The 19052-nt window shown below is 63.6% G+C and carries 13 protein-coding genes; 8 read left to right on the forward strand and 5 right to left on the reverse strand.

Annotation, left to right across the window (positions count from 1 at the left end; genetic code table 11):
• Positions 1–29 precede the first annotated feature (29 nt).
• From ACPPVV_RS07040 to ACPPVV_RS07055, 4 genes are all read left to right on the forward strand, one after another.
• Positions 30–1709: a serine hydrolase gene (locus tag ACPPVV_RS07040; RefSeq protein WP_426702749.1), complete on the forward strand. Its 1680-nt coding sequence runs from the start codon at positions 30–32 to the stop codon at positions 1707–1709.
• Between the two features lie 88 nt (positions 1710–1797).
• A complete protein-coding gene (locus tag ACPPVV_RS07045) occupies positions 1798–3396 on the forward strand; it encodes an alpha/beta hydrolase-fold protein (protein ID WP_426703188.1) in 1599 nt (532 codons plus the stop codon).
• Positions 3397–3946: 550 nt separating this feature from the next.
• Positions 3947–7030, forward strand: a complete 3084-nt coding sequence (locus ACPPVV_RS07050) for a TonB-dependent receptor (protein ID WP_426702750.1) — start codon at positions 3947–3949, stop codon at positions 7028–7030.
• 105 nt (positions 7031–7135) lie between these two features.
• Positions 7136–7855 carry a DUF3761 domain-containing protein gene (locus tag ACPPVV_RS07055; protein ID WP_426702751.1) on the forward strand — a complete coding sequence of 240 codons (720 nt, stop codon included), beginning with the start codon at positions 7136–7138 and terminating at the stop codon, positions 7853–7855.
• Positions 7856–7924: 69 nt separating this feature from the next.
• Here the strand turns inward: ACPPVV_RS07055 and ACPPVV_RS07060 are convergent, their stop codons facing one another.
• Together ACPPVV_RS07060 and ACPPVV_RS07065 are read right to left on the reverse strand one after the other, a co-directional pair.
• Positions 7925–8353 carry a VOC family protein gene (locus ACPPVV_RS07060; protein ID WP_426702752.1) on the reverse strand — a complete coding sequence of 143 codons (429 nt, stop codon included), beginning with the start codon at positions 8351–8353 and terminating at the stop codon, positions 7925–7927.
• A 70-nt stretch (positions 8354–8423) separates the two neighbouring features.
• The gene (locus tag ACPPVV_RS07065; protein WP_426702753.1) at positions 8424–10838 is read right to left on the reverse strand and encodes a DUF3772 domain-containing protein; all 2415 of its coding nucleotides are present in this window, start codon (positions 10836–10838) and stop codon (positions 8424–8426) included.
• Positions 10839–11139: 301 nt separating this feature from the next.
• Here ACPPVV_RS07065 and ACPPVV_RS07070 point away from each other — a divergent pair, with 301 nt between their 5' ends.
• Together ACPPVV_RS07070 and ACPPVV_RS07075 are read left to right on the forward strand one after the other, a co-directional pair.
• Positions 11140–12981 carry an ABC transporter ATP-binding protein gene (locus ACPPVV_RS07070; protein WP_426703189.1) on the forward strand — a complete coding sequence of 614 codons (1842 nt, stop codon included), beginning with the start codon at positions 11140–11142 and terminating at the stop codon, positions 12979–12981.
• Between the two features lie 45 nt (positions 12982–13026).
• On the forward strand, positions 13027–13488 hold the full coding sequence (locus ACPPVV_RS07075) for an N-acetyltransferase family protein (RefSeq protein WP_426702754.1): 462 nt from the start codon (positions 13027–13029) through the stop codon (positions 13486–13488).
• A gap of 48 nt (positions 13489–13536) precedes the next feature.
• On the opposite strand, the gene ACPPVV_RS07080 is transcribed toward ACPPVV_RS07075, so the two are convergent.
• Positions 13537–15042 (reverse strand): PLP-dependent aminotransferase family protein, encoded by a 1506-nt coding sequence (locus ACPPVV_RS07080; RefSeq protein ID WP_426702755.1) that lies wholly within the window; start codon positions 15040–15042, stop codon positions 13537–13539.
• Between the two features lie 90 nt (positions 15043–15132).
• Here ACPPVV_RS07080 and ACPPVV_RS07085 point away from each other — a divergent pair, with 90 nt between their 5' ends.
• Positions 15133–16155, forward strand: a complete 1023-nt coding sequence (locus tag ACPPVV_RS07085) for a transporter (protein WP_426702756.1) — start codon at positions 15133–15135, stop codon at positions 16153–16155.
• Positions 16156–16219: 64 nt separating this feature from the next.
• Here the strand turns inward: ACPPVV_RS07085 and ACPPVV_RS07090 are convergent, their stop codons facing one another.
• Together ACPPVV_RS07090 and ACPPVV_RS07095 are read right to left on the reverse strand one after the other, a co-directional pair.
• Complete coding sequence (locus ACPPVV_RS07090) at positions 16220–16693, reverse strand: cupin domain-containing protein (RefSeq protein ID WP_426702757.1); 474 nt, start codon at positions 16691–16693, stop codon at positions 16220–16222.
• Between the two features lie 27 nt (positions 16694–16720).
• Complete coding sequence (locus ACPPVV_RS07095; protein WP_426702758.1) at positions 16721–17518, reverse strand: MBL fold metallo-hydrolase; 798 nt, start codon at positions 17516–17518, stop codon at positions 16721–16723.
• Positions 17519–17602: 84 nt separating this feature from the next.
• On the opposite strand from ACPPVV_RS07095, the gene ACPPVV_RS07100 reads away from it, so the two are divergent.
• On the forward strand, positions 17603–19042 hold the full coding sequence (locus ACPPVV_RS07100; RefSeq protein WP_426702759.1) for a PLP-dependent aminotransferase family protein: 1440 nt from the start codon (positions 17603–17605) through the stop codon (positions 19040–19042).
• Positions 19043–19052: the final 10 nt, after the last annotated feature.

The raw sequence follows: 19052 nt of genomic DNA on the forward strand, positions 1-19052 counted from the left end.
TTGCAGGATTGTCACCAGCGGAGCCTTCGATGTCCCAGCGATTCTTCTCCCCGCGCCTGGCGGGTTGTTGTGCATTGTTCGTCTTTGCGACGGCTGCCTGGGCGCAAACGCCAGGGGCGACAACACCGCCGCCGGTATCGACCCACGATACCGTGCACCCTGCGCTGCCCGGACAATTGCTGGATTTCGGCGCCTACGTCGACAGCGCACGCAAGACCTTCGACGTGCCAGGCATCGCGGTGGCGATCGTCAAGGACGGCAAGGTCGTGATGGAGCAGGGCTTCGGCCTGCGCGAGATCGGCAAGCCGGACCAGGTCGACGCGCACACGCTGTTCGCGATTGCCTCCAACACCAAGGCCTTCACTGCCGCCGCGCTGCAGCAGCTGGCCGAGCAGGGCAAGCTGAAGATGGACGATCGGGTGATCGATCACCTGCCGTGGTTTCGCATGTCCGATCCGTACGTGACCCACGAAATGCGCATCCGCGACCTGCTGGCGCACCGCAGCGGCCTGTCGCTCGGCGCGGGCGACCTGCTGTACTGGCCGCCAACCTCGTACAGCACGAAGGAGGTGGTCGAACGGTTGCGCCATGTGCCGATCAAGAACGGCTTTCGCAGCGGTTATGCCTACGACAACATCCTGTTCGCGGTGGCCACCCTGGTGATCGAGCAGGCTTCCGGGCAGAACTACGCCGACTACGTACGCGAGCACCTGTTCAAGCCGGTCGGCATGGACGAGTCGCTGGTCGACAAGACCTACCTGAAGCCGGGCATGGATGTGGCGATGGGTCACGCCAAGTTCAATTTCAAGGATCTGAAGCCGGTGCCGCCGATGGCCTGGCTCAACGATCCCGGCGCTGGCGGCATCTACGCCAGCGTGCACGACATGGCCAAATGGATGAACGTGCAACTGGCCGGCGGCGTGTTGCCTGCCACGGGCAGCGACGGCAAGCCGGCGCGCCTGTTCTCCGAAAAGGGCCATCTGGACATGTGGAGCATGTTGACGCCGATCAAGGTCGGCAAGCCGTCGATTCCCGAGCTTGCACCGCTGATGCCCAATTTCTCCGGCTACGGCGAGAGCTGGTTCCTGTCCGACTATCGCGGCAAGAAACTGGTCTGGCATACCGGCGGTTGGCCAGGCATGGTTTCGCGGGTGACCCTGGTGCCGGAACTCAACCTCGGCGTGGTGGTGCTGACCAATGCCGAGTCCGGTGCTGCCTTCAACGCAGTGACCTACCGCGTCCTCGATGCCTGGTTGAACCCCGCACAGAAGACCGACTGGGTCGCCGCTTACGACAAGTCGGTGAAGAAAGCCGAGGCCAAGGCGGACGACAGTCTCGCCAAACATGAAGCGGCACGCGACAAGCACAGCAAGCCCTCGCTGGCGCTGGCGAAGTACGCAGGCACCTACCGCGATCCATGGTATGGCGATGTCATCGTCAGCAACGAGAACGGCAAGCTGCGTTTGCGTTTCAGCAAGACCGCGCAACTGGTCGGCAGCATGACCGCGTGGCAGCACGACACCTTCGTGGTGCGCTGGGACGATCGCGCGCTGAACGCCGATGCCTTCGTCAACTTCAACCTCGATGTGGACGGCCATATCACCGAAATGCGCATGGAGCCGATCTCGCCCCTGACCGATTTCAGCTTCGACTTCCAGGACCTGCGCCTGGTTCCGGTCGCGGACAAGGCGGCCGCCGACGAGCATTGAACGGATGCCGGGGGCCATGCCACCCGGCTCTTCATCACCGTGACACGGGGGATTCGATATGCGTGACATGCGACGAGTTGTAGCGATCATGCTGGGCTGCGGCCTGTTCGCCAGTGTGGCGATGGCGCGAACCGAGACGCCGCTGGCGCACAGCCAGTTTCATGTCGAGCTGGGCAGTGCGCTGAGCCAGCCGACTTCGGGCCGGCTGTTGCTGTTCGCCACCGATGCCAAGGCAGCCATGGCCGCCGCGAAGGACGGCAAGGTCGACGAAGTGGACGCCAGTCCATTCAGCGGCGCAAAGGCTTCGGTGGCCGCGCGCGAAATAAGTCGGCTCGCGCCAGGGCAGGGCGTGGATATCGACGTGGATGCATTGGCGTTCCCGGCAGGTTGGTCGCAGTTGCCGCCGGGCGATTACCTGGTGCAGGCCGTGCTCGATGTCGATCACAACTACAACTACACCGGACGTGGCGCAGGCGACCTGATCAGCGACGTGGTGCGGATGCATCTTCCCGCCGCCACCGCGCCGACGCTGCAGTTGACCCGGGTGCTGCCGGCGCGCGCGGCGTGGACATTGTCACCGACGGCACCGGAGGCGATGCGGACGGCATTGCCGCAGGCGCGAAGCCGCACCAAGTCGATCGACTTCGTCAGTCCGTCGCTGAGCGCGTTCTGGGGCCGGCCGATCCACATGCGCGGATGGGTGCTGCTGCCGCCGGGTTACGACGCCAAGGCGGCGGCGCATTATCCGGTGGTCTACAACACGCACGGTTTTGGTGGCAACGTCGACCGCTTCACCGGCGGCATTGTCGGTACCTGGGCGGACATGGTCGACGGGCAGATGCCACCGATGATCTGGGTGTTCCTGGACGAATCCAGCGCCACCGGCACGCACGAGTTCGCCGACTCGGTGAACAACGGTCCCTGGGGCCACGCCCTCACGACCGAACTGATCCCGCAACTGGAATCGCGCTATCACATGGACGGCAAGTCCAGTGGCCGTTTCCTCAACGGTCACTCTTCCGGTGGTTGGGCCACGCTGTGGCTGCAGATGCGCTATCCAAAGACTTTCGGCGGTACCTGGTCGACATCGCCAGACTCCAGCGATTTCCACGACTTCACCGGCGTGGATCTGTATGCATCGCACGCGAACGTCTACCACCGGCCGGACGGCTCCGCCTATCCGCTGGTGCGAGACAAGGGCAAGGTGCTGGCCAGCTTTGAAACGTTCGCGAAGCTTGAGCGCGTGCTGGGCGAGTACGGCGGCCAGATGGCGTCGTTCGACTGGGTGTTTTCGCCGCGCGGTGCCGATGGTCGACCGATGCCGATGTTCGATCGCGACACCGGTGCGGTCGACCCTTCCGTGGTCGCCTACTGGCGCGATCACTACGACATCGCCCATCTCGTGCAGACAAACTGGCCGCAACTGAAAGGTGACCTGGACGGCAAGATCCACGTGGTCGTGGGTACCGCCGATACGTTCTATCTGGACGGTGCGGCACACAAGCTCAAGGCCGTGCTGGATGGCCTGGGTGCGAAGTCCGACTTCCGTTTCCTTCCAGGCAAGACGCATTTCGACCTGCTTACGCAGGGCAAGGACAGGACCGCCCTGCTCAAGCAGTTCACCTGGGAAATGTACGCCGTGGCGCGGCCCGGTTCGACGCTCAAACGCGCTGCTGCAGCACCGTAACAGCAGTGACCATCAAGGCCACCCGGATAGAAACCGGGTGGCCAAACCTGCCTCGTCCGGATTTTTGGGTCCGGACTTGAGACGTTCGGTATTGTTAAAGAATTATCTTGCTATCGTTTATTATTGGTTTACCAATAAGCGATGAAAGTGCGCGAAAGAAATTGCGTTTAATTTAAAGATCGGGATATCTGCTCAGGCACCGATCGCGATTTACCGGCATGAGATTTAGGCGCGCTCGCAAATAAATGCGAATCAGCACAAATCGAGCCAACCGTTTTTCAGTCCCTTAATACGCCGATTGTGCAAAGCAATCGTTCGTCATAGCGTATTGGTCGATGGCTTGGCCATCTCCGCCGGGGGCGCTCCAACTAGTGCATTTCGAGGTATTGGTGCATTACGTGCACCGAGATCCCGGCGGTCGGGGCTGTGGCGGTCAAGGGTTTTGTTCGGGGGCTGATGACGGTAATTGCCGATGGCAGCGCGCATGGCGCTGTGTGTTGGCGGGAGCGTTGTGCATGCCATGTTCATTCTTTCAACGGAGATGAGTCTAATGAAGTCCCTTCGTCGCACGCCCACACTCGGATCTCGCAAAATCGCCCTGGGGATTGCGCTGGCGCTAAGCCTCGGCAACGGTGTCGTATTCGCCCAAAGCAACGCCACCGGTACCATTTTCGGGCAGGCCCAGCCCGGTGATACGGTGCACATCGAGAACAAGGGCACCGGTCTCAAGCGGGACCTGGCTCCCGATGCCGCTGGACGTTATCGCGCTGCTGCATTGCCCATCGGCATGTACAAGGTGTCGTTGATGAAGGACGGTGCGGTGGTGGACTCGCACGACAACGTCCAGACGCAGATCGGACAGGGTACCGAAGTGTCCTTTGCAACGGCCAGTGCGGCCGGCGCGCAGAACCTGAGTGCGGTGACCGTGGTCGGTAACGCTTTGCCGGCCATCGATGTTTCCTCGGTCGATTCCCGCACCGTCATCAACGCCGACCAGCTCGCCAAGCTTCCCATCGCGCGCAGTTCGATCAGCTCGATCGCGTTGCTGGCGCCTGGCACCACCCCGGCATCGCGTGGCTATGGCAATGCGCTCTCGTTTGGTGGTTCGTCCGCTGCGGAGAACGCGTACTACGTCAATGGTTTTTCGGTGACCAACCCGCTCACCGGCGTGAGTTCGCGCCAGCTGCCGTACGACGCCATTGACCAGGAGCAGGTCTTGATCGGCGGCTACGGTGCCGAATACGGCCGATCCACCGGCGGCGTGATCAACGTGGTGAGCAAGCGGGGTTCGAATGAATGGAAGGGCGACATCCAGGCTTTCTGGACGCCGAGCAATCTGGCGCAGGAGCCGCGCAGCATCTACCGGGTCAGTGACACATCGCAGAAAGGCACGCTGTACCAGCAAGGCAATGCCTGGGCGCCGAGGGACAACGGCGGGCTGCAGTATTCCGGCTCGATCGGCGGACCGCTGGTCAAGGACAAGCTGTATTTCTTCGCCGCCGCCGACTGGATGCATTCGTCCGGCCAGATCACCGGCCCCAGCGACAGCGTCATCCGCGGCACGCCGGTGCTCTTCGGCAACCAGGACAACATCAGCAACAAGACCACCCGCTGGTTGACCAAGCTCGACTGGAACATCAACGACAGCAACATCCTCGAGTTCACCGGCATGGGTGATACCGAAACCACCGATTCGCAGATATACGGATACGACTACACCACCGGCGTCGGTCCCTATCTCGGGCACCAATACACCAAGAACTACAACGGAACCCAGACCAACGGTACGCCGGGCGGCAACGTCTATATCGCCAACTACACCGGTTACATCACCGACAACCTGACCGTGACGGCGATGTACGGCAAGAGCGATTCGGACCACCAGCAGATGGTCACCGGTGGCAGCGGCGCTGCCTGCCCCAGCATTTCCGATTCACGTGTGGGCTTTGCGCAGAAGGGGTGCACCGTGGGCAGTGCCACGGTGCTGATGCCTGGCTCCAAGGACCGCACCAACGGCTGGAACTTCAACATCGAGTACCACCTGGGCGATCACGTCCTGAAAGCGGGCATGGACAATTACGTGTTGCGTGCGACTTGGGGTGCTTCCCCGGTCGGAGGCACCGGTTATATCTACAGCGATGTTGGCGACGGATCGGTCATCAAGCAGCGCCTGATCAACCTCGGCCTTTCGCCTTCCGCGTATGACCCCGCCCAGTTCCCGGGTGGCTGGTACGTGGAGTCGACCGGGCTGACCACAGGTACCTCGGCACGCACCAACCAGCGCTCGCAATTCATCGACGATCACTGGCAGATCAGCGATCGCTGGCTCGGCTATCTCGGCTTGCGCAATGAGCAGTTCACCAATTTCAACGGCGTGGGCGTGCCGTATGCCAGCTCAAGGCATCAACTGGATCCACGTCTCGGCCTGACCTGGGATGTGTACGGTGACAGCACGTTGAAGATCTATGCCAATGCGGCGCGCTATCACCTGGGCCTGCCGACCAGCGTGGCCATTCGCGGGGCCGGTCCATCGACTTTCCCGTCGCAGTACTTCGGCTTCACCGGCATCGATCCCGTCACCGGTGTTCCGACCGGCCTGATCAATACTTCCGCCTCGGGCCTGTACTACCTCAACAACGAGAACGGCGTGCCGCCCGATGGCCGCACCGTGGCGGCCCAGAAACTGCACTCCTACTACCAGGACGAATACATCCTCGGTTTCGACAAGCAGCTGAATACGCAATGGACCGTTGGCGCCAAGGCGATGTACCGCAAGTTGCGCAGCCTGATCGACGATACCTGCGATTCGGCACCGCTGCAGGCGTGGGGCGACAGCCACGGTTTGAGCGCGGAGGTTGCCGCGGGTATCGCCTCCAGTACCGGCTGCTGGCTGTACAACCCGGGGCGGGCCAACACATTTACGCTGGCTCCCACGCCAGGGCATTACCTGAGCGTGCCGCTTACCGCTGCCGAGATCGGCGAGCCGGAAGCCAAGCGCGCGTACATGATGCTGGACCTGTATGCGATGCATCAGTTCAGCGACAACTGGTACGGCAAGATCGAGTACACCTTCTCGCATAGCTACGGCAATTCCGAAGGTCAGCTCGATTCGGACCTGGTGCAGGCCGACGTGTCCACCACCGAGAGCTGGGATTTCCCGCAGATCATGGAGAACACCAACGGACCGTTGGCCAGCGATCAGCGACATCAGTTGCGCGTGACCGGTACCTGGACGCCGACGCCCGAATGGTCGCTTTCCACGGTGACGCGTATCGCTTCGGGTTACCCCGTCAGCTGTCTCGGCACGCGTCCGCTGTCGGCTGGCGGCGATCCGTACGGTTACGGCAACAACTATTTCTGGTGCAACGGACAGCCGTCGCCGCGTGGATCGGTGGGTCGCACACCGTGGACCTACACGATTGACCTGAGCGCCGCCTGGAAGCCGAACTTCCTCCACAACCGACTGACCTTGTCCGTGGATGTCTTCAACCTGCTCGGCAAGCAGGAGGTCACCCAGGTCTACGAGAACGGCGAGTTGGCCAACGGTTCGGTGCACCCGGACTACAAGATCGCGCGTTCCTTCCAGGATCCCCGTTACGTCCGCCTCGGCGCCCGCTACGACTTTACGTTGTAGGCGCAGCGGTTCGATCGATCCATGGGCTGCCGGTTCGCCGGCGGCCTCCTTCGCTGCTTGAAGAATGTGGAGTGATGCAGCGCAATCACGTGGGAGGGTGTCCGAATGAAATCGTCAAGCTTGATGATGCTCGCGTTGGCCTGTCTGTTGATGGGGCCGGCGGTCTATGCGCAACAGCCATCCGCACCTGCCGGTTCGACGGGGCAGTGCAAGGATGGCAGTTACACCAGCGCTGCCACGAAGCGCGGCGCGTGCAAGGGTCACAAGGGCGTGCAGATCTGGTTCGCTACCCCGGAGGCACAGAAGGCTTCGCCAGCAACTACTGCGGCTCCTGTGGCGGCAGCCAACGCAACGGCTTCCACGGCCGCACCCGCTGGCTCGACTGGTCAGTGCAAGGATGGCAGCTACACAGATACCGCCACCAAGCGCGGCGCCTGCAGGGGTCACAAGGGCGTGCAGGCCTGGTACGGCGCGACCAGCTCACCGATGCCGGCAAGCAAGCCGGCTCCAACGGTCGCGGCGGCGCCGGCGGCTGCTCCGACAGCTGCTCCGACAGCGGCACCAGCGCCAGCACCAGCACCAGCACCAGCACCAGCACCAGCGTCGAATGGAGCCATGATCAGCCATCGCGCGCCACCGGCACCGCCGGCCAATGCTGCACCGGGTGGTGGTCCTGGCCTGGTCTGGGTCAACGACAGCAGCAAGGTCTATCACTGCCCGGGCGACAAGTGGTACGGCAAGACCAAGCACGGCGAATACATGAGCGAGGCCGATGCCAAGGCCAAGGGAGACCACGGTCCGCGTGGCAAGAGCTGCGGCGCGTAACTGCACGCCCTCCGGTTGCAGAGGGCCGGTCATGTGCCGGCCTTCTGTTTTGCTGTTTTGTTGGTGCGCTCAGCTCTGTTCGGGATGCCAAGGATCGTAGCTGCCGAAGTACCACAGATGCCCTTCCGGGTCGTGGCAACTGTAACCGGCGCCGCCGTATTCCTTTTCGCTGTAGTCGTCGACGATCACGGCACCCGCCGCTTTGGCCTGCTGGTAGTGCGACTTGCAGTTGGTGACAATCACGCAGGCGCACTGCGTTTCGCGTCCGCCGATCTCGTCGGGCTGGGCGATGTGTCGGCCGAAATCGTTGTCACGCACCTCGCCGAGCATGACCATGCCGCTGCCGTAGGTCAGTTGCGCGTGTTCCACGCCGCCTTGCTCGTTCTCGTACACGGCGTTTTTGGTGAATCCAAAAGCCTTGCACAGCCATTCGATCGCGGCATGCGCATCGCGATAACGCAGGCAGGGGATGATGGTGCTGCCGTTGGACTGGGACATGCGAATCTCCTCGTCAAATGCAGGTGTCGAGACAAACGCCGGAAGACATCCACGGGCTGATCGCTTCTGTTCAACCCGTGCTGTCGTCACCTTCGGGCAAGGGCGGCAGCGTGCGCACCACCATACTCTGCGGGCTGGTCATCGGCAGTTGGGCGGTGCGAAGTCGTCCGAGTATTTCGAACAGCAGATCGCTCTTCACGCCGCTGACCTCGCGTGGGCTGGCGACGTAAGCGATGCAATTGAACGACATCACGCCGGCGTTGACGTTCTCCAACTGCACGTATGGCGCAGGCATGGCCAGCGTGCCTGCATGCGTGCGCAGAATGTCCAGGATCAACTCGCGTACCTTTCCTGCGTCGGTATCCAGCGGCATGGGCAGTTTGATCTGTACACGGCCCTGCGCATTGGAAAGCGTCACGTTGCGCACGTTCTGGGTGATCAGCTGCGAGTTCGGCACGATCACGGTGGAGCGGTCGCCCATCTGGATTTCCGTGGCGCGCACGTTGATGCGGCGGATGTCACCCTCGACGTCGCTGTTGAGGCTGACCCAATCGCCCACCTTCACCGGCCGCTCGATCAGCAGGATCAGGCCGGAGATGAAATTCTGCACGATCGCCTGCAGGCCGAAACCGATACCCACCGAGAGAGCGCTGACGATCCACGCGATGCTCTTCAGGTCCACATGCAGCGCCGCAAGCGTCAGCACGAACACCAACATGCCGCCGAGGTAGCCGAGCAGGGTGGCGATGGAGTCCTGCATGCCCGGTTCCATCGTGGACTTCGGCAGCAGCTGTTCGCGCAACCAGCGTTTGAGCGTACGCAACACAAACAGGCCGATGGCTAACACCAGCGCGGCGGTGAAGATGCTGCCCGGATGGATCGCCAGATCGCCCAGCGTCAAGCTGCTGAACGTCTGCTCGGCACTTGCCAGCAGATCGGCCGGACCGGCACCGAACGGCGTCAGCACGGTGGCCAGGGCCAGCAGGATCAACGTAACCCGGACCACGCCGGAGAGCAGGGTGACCGCCTGGTCGAGCGTGTGCGGTCCCAGTTCGAATGCTGTCAGCAGTTTTTGTCCGCTGTGCCCACGCGGTGACAGCAACGTGTTGATCAGGTCATTGAGCAGATGCATCAAAAGGTACATGGATGCCACGATCACGCCGATCCAGAGCATCTGCCCGGCGACAAAAAACGCCAGTGCGATGAAACCGGTAGCCACGCCCAGCCAGCTGACCACGACCCCAAACATGGCGACGGCGGTCAGCAGGCTGATCCACGCCGATTGCTGCTCGGGTTCGGCGCCGGCGGCGGCCAGCTCTTTGCGGGTACGCCGCAAGCGCAGCAAGGCCATGCCGATCAGCCCGCTGATGACCAGCGCCACCAGGCCGCGCGTAGCCACCGTGGCGGGCAGGCTGGAGCCGATCGTGCGGCTGGTGCGTTCGAACAGGCCGAACAACAGCGCGGCGGCGGCCAGCAACCACGGGAACGGCCGCAGATGCAGTGCCGCCGGATCCGCCAACGTCGGCAATCGCCACGAAGGCCGGCGTATCGAAAGCAACGCACGCCCCAGGCCGGTCACGTACGCGGCGAAACACACCAGTCGCACGGCCGAACTGGCCAGCGCTTCCAGGTCGTCGTCGAGGATGTCGTTCCAGTTCAACCCCAGATGCACCAGCTGGGCGGCGAGCCCGGTGGTGAGGATGGCGGTCAGCGCCACGGCGGTGGCCATCGCACTGCGGCGCAGGTGGCCATCCGGCACGTGACGCGTGGCGAGCCTGAGCAACAGTCGTTCCAGCAGCCAGCGGCCGCCACCGAGCAGCAGGGCGGCGGCGATCAGGCACCACAGGAGCGGCTGGCGATTCGGTGGCTGCCAAGCCTCGTGCCAGGCATCGGACCAGCGTGTGCCGAGCCGTTTGAGTCGTACCAGATCGTCCGGAAAGGTTCGCGCCGGATCGATCCAGAAGGTTCGGCTGAAGGGTGTTGCGGTGCGCGATGCCAGTTTCGCCTGGAACTGGTCGTTGCGCAGGCCGGTGATCTGCGCGGCCAGTTGCAGCGCGTTCTGGCCGAGCAATTGCGCCTGCTTGATCTGGGCGTCCAGGTCGGTGCTGGCCTTGTTCAACTGCCGGCGCTGCGCGCTCACCTCCGGTGCTTCTGCCGGTGCGCCTTTCGCGGGTGCCGGTCCGAGTACGGTGAGTTGCGCCTGCAGCGCGGCCATCTGTGGCGACAGGCCGCTGGCCAGCTGGCGCGTCCGGTCCTGCACATTCAGGGCGTTGTTGCGCAGGTCGGCCAGCGGTGGGGCGTCGCTGTCCTTGCTTTTCAACGCGGCCCGCACCGCATCAAGTTGTTTGCCCAAGGCGTCCAGCGTCTGCGCCGGTGTGGCCGCCGGTGCATTGGCGGGGGGCGGCTGATCGCTGGCCTGGGCATGCAGCGGGGTACCGCCGAAGGTCAGCAGCAAGAGCAGGGAGCAACGGAGCAGGATAGGCATCCGCCCATGATCGGAGGGCGACTGCAGGCGGTCAATCACGACCGTGGAATCGACAACGCGCATCGTGGCTGGCGTTCAGATTGGCGCCGTCGATCGACGAAGCGCGTGAGCGACCGGTAGCCGACGCGGCGCCTGTGCGCAGATGACCCCACTACCCTGGTGGGTGGGGATCGGGTGGTGGATTCGCGACGGACGTTTCGCTGCCCGCCATGCCACGAGGCCAGGCTTTCGATGGAAGCCATCGAATCGCCGCGTCGTATTCAAGCACAATGGCGATCTCAGCATGGCTGGAATTCCCATGATCTTCCGCTGGTTCGAAACCCTCATCGACGCGTTCAAGGAGCCGGAAGACGGCATGCCGCCGAAGTCGGTGTGGCGCTTCTATGGGTTCTACCTGCGCCAGGTGTGGCCGGTGTTCGCGGCGGCGATCGTGGTGGGTTTCGTGGTTGCGATCGTCGAGGTGTCGCTGTTCGGTTTCATCGGCAGCATCGTGGACATGGCCAAGGGTGCGCCGCCGGCGGACTTCTTCCATCTGCATGGCCGCGAGTTGCTGTGGATGGGCTTCGTCGCGCTGATTGTGCGGCCGCTGGCGCTAAGCGCGCACGACCTGCTGGTGAACCAGGCGATCGTGCCCAGCCTGACCAATCGCATCCGCTGGCAGAACCATCGCTACGTGATCCGCCAGAGCCTGGGTTTCTTCCAGAACGATTTTGCCGGGCGCATCGCCAACCGCATCATGCAGACCGGTGGTGCGTTGCGCGAATCGGCGGTGCAGATCGTGGATGCGATCTGGTACGTGACCATTTACACCGGCAGCGCGATCGTGCTGTTCGCGCAGGCGGATTTTTGGCTGGCCGCGCCATTGTTCGTGTGGGTATTCCTGTACGTGAGTCTGCTCGCGTTCTTCATCCCGCGCCTGAAGCAGCGTTCATGGCTGGCTTCGGAGGCGCGCTCGAAATTGATGGGCCGCATCGTCGACGGCTACAGCAACGTGCTCACGCTGAAACTGTTCGCGCACACCCGGCGCGAAGAAGCCTACGTGGCCGACGCGATGGCCGAGCAAACCGACAGGCTGCGCCGGATGACCCGTATCACCACCATGCTGGATGCCAGCATCACCACGCTCAACGGGTTCCTGATCGTGGGCACCTCGGCGCTGGCACTGTGGCTGTGGAGCGAGGGCCGGGTCACGGTGGGGGCGATCGCGCTGTCGACCGGGCTGGTGATCCGCATCAACAACATGTCCGGCTGGATCATGTGGGTGGTCAACGGCATCTTCGAGAACGTGGGCACGGTGCAGGACGGCATCACCACGATCTCGCAGCCGCGCGCGGTGCAGGATCGCGAGGGCGCGATGCCGCTGGAAGTGACCAACGGTTCGGTGCGTTTCGAACATATCCATTTCCACTATGGCAAGCAGGGCGGGGTGATCGCAGGACTGGACCTGGCCGTGCGCGCCGGCGAGAAGATTGGCGTGGTCGGGCCGTCCGGTGCGGGAAAATCGACCCTCGTCAACGTGCTGCTGCGGCTGTACGACCTGGAAGACGGGCGCATCCTGATCGACGGCCAGGACATCGCCGGCGTTACCCAGGAAAGCCTGCGCTCGCAGATCGGCGTGGTCACCCAGGACACCTCGCTGCTGCACCGATCGATTCGCGACAACTTGCTATATGGACGTCCGGACGCCAGCGAGGCGCAGATCACCGACGCGGTGCGCAAGGCGCGCGCCGACGAATTCATCCCGCAACTCAGCGACGGCGAAGGTCGTGTCGGCTTCGACGCGCTGGTCGGCGAGCGCGGCGTGAAGCTCAGCGGCGGTCAGCGCCAGCGCATCGCGATCGCCCGCGTGCTGCTGAAGGACGCGCCGATCCTGGTGCTGGACGAAGCCACCTCGGCACTCGATTCCGAAGCCGAAGCGGCGATCCAGGACAGCCTGGACATCCTGATGCAAGGCAAGACGGTGATCGCCATCGCGCACCGCCTGTCCACCATCGCGCGGATGGACCGGCTGGTGGTGCTGGACAAGGGCCGCATCGTCGAGACCGGTACGCATGCCGAGCTGATCGCCCGTGAAGGCCTCTACGCACGGTTGTGGACACGTCAGACCGGTGGTTTCGTGGCGGCGGAAGATGCCGTTGAATGAGCCGCGACGCCAGGCGATCATCATGAAAGATTCCAGGACTGCCGAATGAACCCTTCCGTCGTGATCCGCCCGGTGCAAAAGGACGACTTTGCTTCATGGAAGTTGCTGTGGGACGGCTACAATGCCTTCTACGGTCGAAGGGGACCGACCGCGTTGCCGGACGAAATCATCCGTACGACCTGGCTGCGCTTTTTCGACGTCTACGAACCGATGCACGCGCTCGTGGCCGAGCGCGACGGCGATCTGATCGGGCTGGCGCATTTCCTTTATCACCGCAGCACGATCCAGCTCGGGCCGAACTGTTACATGCAGGATCTGTTTACGGTCGAGGCGGCCAGAGGCCTGGGCGTCGGGCGCGCGCTCATCAACGCGGTCTACGAGCAGGCAGCACAGGCCGGCTGTGGGCGCGTCTACTGGCAAACCCACGAGACGAACACGGTGGCCATGCAGCTCTACGACAGGCTGGCAGAGAAGTCAGGGTTCATCGTGTACCGGAAATTGCTTTGACCCGCATGGGTCCCGCAAGGGACGTTGCGCGAGTTGCGATGCCGGGTTTCAAATACACGACCTGAGCTTGCGGATCCCTTCCCGGATCTCGCGCACGCTGGCACCGCTGTAACCGAGGAGCAGCCCGCTCCTGCGTGGCGCGTTCGCATAGCAGAGTGACAACGGCCTGACCGAAACGCCGTGACGGGCAGCCTTTCTCGACACCGCCACGTCGTCCACGCCGGGCGGCAGCAACGCGGCCAGCTGCATGCCGGCTTCCGCGCCGATGACTTCGAGCTGGTCCGCCATGTACTTGTGGATCGCTTCCAGCAGCACCGTTCGCCGCTCGAGGTAGAGCATCCGCATGCGACGGATGTGGCGCACGAAATGTCCTTCGCGGATGAAGTCGGTCATGACGGCCTGGTACAGGGTGGAAGAGAACGTGTCGACCGCGCTGCGTGCATCGAAGAACGCGGGTACGAGATCCTTCGGTACCACGACGTAGCCGAGGCGCAGCGCTGGAAACACAACCTTGCTGAAGGTGCCGACATAGATGACCCGGTCATCGGCGTCCAGGCCCTGCAGCGAGGCGATCGGACTGCCACCGAAGCGGAATTCGCTGTCGTAGTCGTCCTCGATGATCCAGGCGCCGCTGAGCATCGCCCAGTTCAGCAGTTGCATGCGCCGCGCCGCGCTCATGGCCGTGCCCAACGGAAACTGGTGTGACGGCGTGACATAGACGGCGCGCGCGCCGCGGCCGCGGCGAATGCCTTCGGCCACGTCGAGACCTTCGTGATCGACCGGCACCGGCACGAGTCTGGCGCCCACGCTCATCAAGGCCTGGCGCGCGCCGGGGTAGCCGGGCTCCTCCACCCACGCGCGATCTCCCGGGTCCAGCAACACATGCGCGCAAATCTGCAGGCCCTGCTGCGATCCGGTCGTCATCAGGATCTGCGAGGCGTCGCAGCGCACGGCGCGAACGGTGTTCAGGTACTCCGCGATCGCTTCGCGCAACGGCAGGTATCCCATCGGGTCGCCGTACACCATCATGTCGATGGACGGTTTTCGTGCATGCCGGTTGACCAGCTTCGACCACACCCCGGTCGGGAAATGCTCGAGCGCGGGCAGGCCGATGCGAAAGGCGCCCTGGCTGTCCAGCCATGGCGGCGCCGGCTCACGCATCAAGGCCGACCGTTGCGAAATCCTGCGTGCGGCCCTGTTTTCGGGCGTCTGCAGCGGCGCGTGTCGCGATTTCATGTTTGCCGGTCGCAGAGCCTCTTCGGGAATCGATCGGGCAACGCAGGTGCCGGCACCAACGAAAGTCTCCAGATAACCCTCGGCGTACAGCTGTTCATACGCACCCAGCACCGGTATGCGGGAAATCTTCAGCTCGCCGGCAAGGCTCCTGCTCGACGGCACGCGTTGGCCCGGCCGTAACTGGCCCTCGACGATCGCCCGACGGAACCAGTCGGAGAGTTGGCGGTACATCGGCGTCGCGCTGCCGGTGTCGAGCGTGATCGATGGCAGAAAGCTGGCGGGAATGCGTTGCATGCCGGTACCTCGCAAAGTGGTCATATCGTATCCCGTCAAAGTGGATATTTCCGTAAACCACTGTGGTGGCTTAATTTCCCGCGCATCCAATACAAAGCGCAGGCGGAATGGGCGATGGGGTCAGTGTCGAAGATGGGCCCGTCGCGACGGGTGATCAGCGTCTTGCTGCTGAGCATGGCGGGAAGTTTTCTGAGCTCTGCTCCGGCACGCGCCCAGGCCGTCGCGGTCGTCCCGGTGAGCGCGACAGCGCCATCATCGGGAAAGCAGTCGCTGGACGATGCCTGGTGGACGGGCCCTTTGCTGGCGAATTCGGCAGGAACGCTGCCGCCTGGGCATGTGCTTGTCGAGCCGTATCTGTACGACGTTGCCAGTGCGCATTCGCATGGCTACGGCTCGCGCACGTACTTGCTCTATGGACTCGCCAATCGACTCACGGTCGGGGTGATCCCGGTGTTCGGGTACAACACGGTGAGCGGCGGCCCGCACAGCTCGCACGTGGGAGTAGGTGACTTCACCTTGCTTGCGCAGTACCAGCTCACACAGTTTCATGAAGGCAGCTGGGTGCCGACGGCATCCTTCGAGGTGCAGGAAACTTTTCCCACCGGAAAATACGACCAGCTCGGCGAGCGCCCGGCTGACGGTCTTGGCAGCGGTGCCCATATGACCACGCTGCAGTTCAACACGCAGACCTACTTCTGGTTGGCGAATGGCCGCATCCTGCGCATGCGCTTCGATGTGTCGCAGGCCTTTTCCAGCCATGCGGATGTTGCCGATGTCAGTGTCTACGGAACCGGGCAGGGATTCCGCGGCATGGCCAGGCCCGGCAGTTCCTTCTTTGCCGACCTGGCCTGGGAATACAGCCTGACGCGCCGCTGGGTGCTGGCGCTCGACCTGACCTACAGCCACAGCCGTACTACTTCAGTGACCGGCTACGTTCGGCAGCCGAAGTCCGGCAGTTTGCCCGGTCCGCCGATCCGCCTGGACTCGGGCTCCAGCACGGCCTTCGGCATCGCACCGGCGCTGGAGTACAGCTGGAATGCCAACGTCGGTGCGATCTTTGGTGTTCGGGTGATCACCGGTGGGCACAACACGGTGAGGACGATCACGCCGGTGATGGCGATCAACCTCGTTTACTGAGCGGATCGCAATCAACGCACCTGATCCATCGTGCCGTTGCGGATCCGGCGTTGCGCGCTCTCGTCTAGCCGTCCAGCAAGTCCGGCATGGTCAGTCCATTCGTGCGGCAATAGTGCTCGTAATCCGCGAGCTGAGTGCTGGCCGACGCGCGGCCGGTCACCACGCCGCCCGGTCCGAGGAATTCGACCGTGCCCATCACGATCACCAGCGCCAGCATCGGCTCGTCGCCGACGATCTTCCACCAGTCGGTATTGCCCGGCGGCTCGTAGACATAATCGCCCGGGCCGATCAGCTCGCCGGTGCACAGCTTGCGCGTGCCGGTGAGGTTGTACGCGTGGATCTCGCCGGTGTGGCGATGCAGCGGCATCACCACGCCGGGCTCCATCCGCAACAATTCGACGAAGCCGCGATCGTCGACGAAGAAACGCAGCGGACTGGACGACTTGCCGGGCGTGGATGAGGGCACCCAGTGCCGCGCGGCGGCGGTGCTGAAACGCGCGGGCAGGTAATCCCGCAGACGGGACGATGGGTTGGTCATGCGAATGGACTCCATGAAGGTGCCGGCTCAGGCGACGATGGCGGAGAGGTAGCGTTCGAACGAGGCGTCGACCGCCGCACGGCCGCCGCCGATGATGTTGCGGCCCCAGGTGAAGCCGTAGACATCGTCGAAGTCGTAGCCGTCCAGGCGCGCCTGCATGCCGCGCACGGCATCGGGCGGCATCGGCATGAAGTTGGGATAGCTGTGCATGAAGGAGACGTGGCGGCGGTCGCTCACCACGTGGGGTGCGTCGCCGGAGAACAGCGCGCCGCCCGGGCGCGGTCCATCTTTCCAGTGCAGCACCGTGCTGCCGGGGAAATGGCCGCCGCTGCGGATCAGCGTCACCGCGTCGGACAGGCGGTGCGAGTCGCCGCGCCAGAGCTGCACGTTCGGCGAAGGTCGGCGCACCCATTCGCGATCCGCCTCGTGCAGCAGGATCGGCACGTTGCCGAAGGCCTCGCTCCATTCCAGCATCGAGGCATAGAAATGCGGATGCGAGATCGCGATCAGGTCCACGCCGCCGCGCGCCTTCAGGGCGGCGACGGCCTCGTCGGTGATCAGGCTCAGGCATTCCCACAAAATGTTGCCCGCGTCGGTGGGCAGGTACAGCGCGCGCTGGTTGATCGCGAAGTTCGGCGCCAGGCCGATGCCGAGCACGCCGGCTTCGTCCTGCATGCGCAGCGTATGGGTGGCCTTCAAGGCCTCATGGGTGGTCCAGGTCTGGCCGCTGGCGCCGACGTACTGGCGCTCGTCCTCGCAGATGGGGCAATGGGTCGGGGCGTCCGGGTACTGGGTGCCGCAGGTTTCACAGATCGACAGGGTCATGGCTTGGCCTTCTTGGGTGGCGAGCTTCGGGGATGACTTTAGGGGTAATCTGGTTCCACGATTGATCCAAGACATGGATATTCGATGGAACCAGTTTTCCCGTTTCCCGTGCTGCTTCCGCGCCGCCAGGGCAGGCTCACCCACGAGCTGCACCAGCAATTGCGCACGGCGATCCTGGATGGGCGCCTGCCGGCGGATTCGCCGCTGCCGGCCACGCGCAAGGTCGCCGAGGCGCTGGGCGTGGCGCGCAACACGGTGGTCACTGTTTACGATCTTTTGATCGCCGAGGGCTACCTGATTCCGCGTAAAGGAGCGAAGCCGGTGGTGGCAAACCTGGCGCGACGGCGTCCGTCAAAGGTTTCCTCCGACATCGGCGAATCGTGCTTCGCGCCGATCTGGCGTACGCCGTTCCTGCAGCCGTCGGCCGCACGCACCTTGCCCGGGCAGAACTTTCGCCTGGGCATTCCCGATCATCGCCATTTCCCGCACGACATCTGGCGCCGGTTGATGGCGCAGGCGCTGCGCCGCAGTTCGCGTGAACCGTTTGCCTATGCGCCATCCGAAGGCATCCCTGCGTTGCGCGAGGCGATTGCGAGGCATGTTGCGTTCACCCGTGCCGTGGCATGCACTGCCGACGATGTAATCGTTACTTCCGGCGCACAGCAGGCCATGGATCTGATCGCGCGCCTGCTGGTCACGCCGGGACAGACCAAGGTGGCGGTGGAGGAACCGGGCTATCCGCCGGTGCGTGCCGCGTTCGCCGCGGCTGGCGCGAAGCTGGTATCGCTGCCGATCGATGACGAGGGACTATGCGTCAAGCACCTGCCCGAAGACGTACGCATCATCAGCGTCACTCCTTCGCACCAGTCGCCCACCGGCGTCGCGATGTCGCTACGCCGGCGCAGCGACTTGCTTGATTTCGCCCGTCGCCACCGCGCGGTCATCATCGAAGACGATTACGACGGCGAATTCCGCTTCGGTGACCGTCCACTCGATGCATTGCAGACGCTGGATCGCGACGCGCTGGTGTTCTATGTCGGCACTTTTTCCAAAAGCATGTTCCCTTCGCTGCGCAAGGGCTTCGTGGTGGCACCGGCATGGGCGCGCAGCAACCTCATCACCGTCAAGCATTGCGCCGATTCCCATTGCGACACCATCACCCAGTCCGTGCTCGCCGCCTTCATCCGCGACGGCCATCTCGCGCGTCACGTGCGTCACATGCGACCGATCTACGCCGAGCGTCGCGAGGCACTGCTCGGGGGCTTGCATCGCGAACTCGGCGAATGGCTGGAGCCGATCCCCTCCGAAGCCGGTTTGCATCTGGCCGCTCGCATACGCGATCCCGGCCTGGCACCGAGGATCATGCCGACCGTGCTGCGTTTCGCCATCGGCGCGGAGTCGACCGCGGACTACGCGATGACGCGCGACATCGAGCCGGCGGTGACCTTCGGCTATGGCGTGATCGATGCGGCGGATATTTCGGCGGCACTGTCGGATTTGCGACAGGCGCTGATGACATTGTAGGAGCCAGGCG

Origin of the sequence: Rhodanobacter sp. Col0626, from assembly GCF_049994385.1 — a bacterium.
GTDB lineage: Bacteria > Pseudomonadota > Gammaproteobacteria > Xanthomonadales > Rhodanobacteraceae > Rhodanobacter.

What these genes read in the sequence shown, in the direction of transcription:
- ACPPVV_RS07065 (WP_426702753.1), bottom strand. Translation starts at nt 10,838, where the DNA reads ATGCCTATCCTGCTCCGTTGCTCCCTGCTCTTGCTGCTGACCTTCGGC.
- ACPPVV_RS07045 (WP_426703188.1), top strand. Translation starts at nt 1,798, where the DNA reads ATGCTGGGCTGCGGCCTGTTCGCCAGTGTGGCGATGGCGCGAACCGAG.
- ACPPVV_RS07060 (WP_426702752.1), bottom strand. Translation starts at nt 8,353, where the DNA reads ATGTCCCAGTCCAACGGCAGCACCATCATCCCCTGCCTGCGTTATCGC.
- ACPPVV_RS07050 (WP_426702750.1), top strand. Translation starts at nt 3,947, where the DNA reads ATGAAGTCCCTTCGTCGCACGCCCACACTCGGATCTCGCAAAATCGCC.
- ACPPVV_RS07055 (WP_426702751.1), top strand. Translation starts at nt 7,136, where the DNA reads ATGAAATCGTCAAGCTTGATGATGCTCGCGTTGGCCTGTCTGTTGATG.
- ACPPVV_RS07075 (WP_426702754.1), top strand. Translation starts at nt 13,027, where the DNA reads ATGAACCCTTCCGTCGTGATCCGCCCGGTGCAAAAGGACGACTTTGCT.
- ACPPVV_RS07090 (WP_426702757.1), bottom strand. Translation starts at nt 16,693, where the DNA reads ATGACCAACCCATCGTCCCGTCTGCGGGATTACCTGCCCGCGCGTTTC.
- ACPPVV_RS07080 (WP_426702755.1), bottom strand. Translation starts at nt 15,042, where the DNA reads ATGACCACTTTGCGAGGTACCGGCATGCAACGCATTCCCGCCAGCTTT.
- ACPPVV_RS07040 (WP_426702749.1), top strand. Translation starts at nt 30, where the DNA reads ATGTCCCAGCGATTCTTCTCCCCGCGCCTGGCGGGTTGTTGTGCATTG.
- ACPPVV_RS07100 (WP_426702759.1), top strand. Translation starts at nt 17,603, where the DNA reads ATGGAACCAGTTTTCCCGTTTCCCGTGCTGCTTCCGCGCCGCCAGGGC.
- ACPPVV_RS07095 (WP_426702758.1), bottom strand. Translation starts at nt 17,518, where the DNA reads ATGACCCTGTCGATCTGTGAAACCTGCGGCACCCAGTACCCGGACGCC.
- ACPPVV_RS07085 (WP_426702756.1), top strand. Translation starts at nt 15,133, where the DNA reads ATGGGGTCAGTGTCGAAGATGGGCCCGTCGCGACGGGTGATCAGCGTC.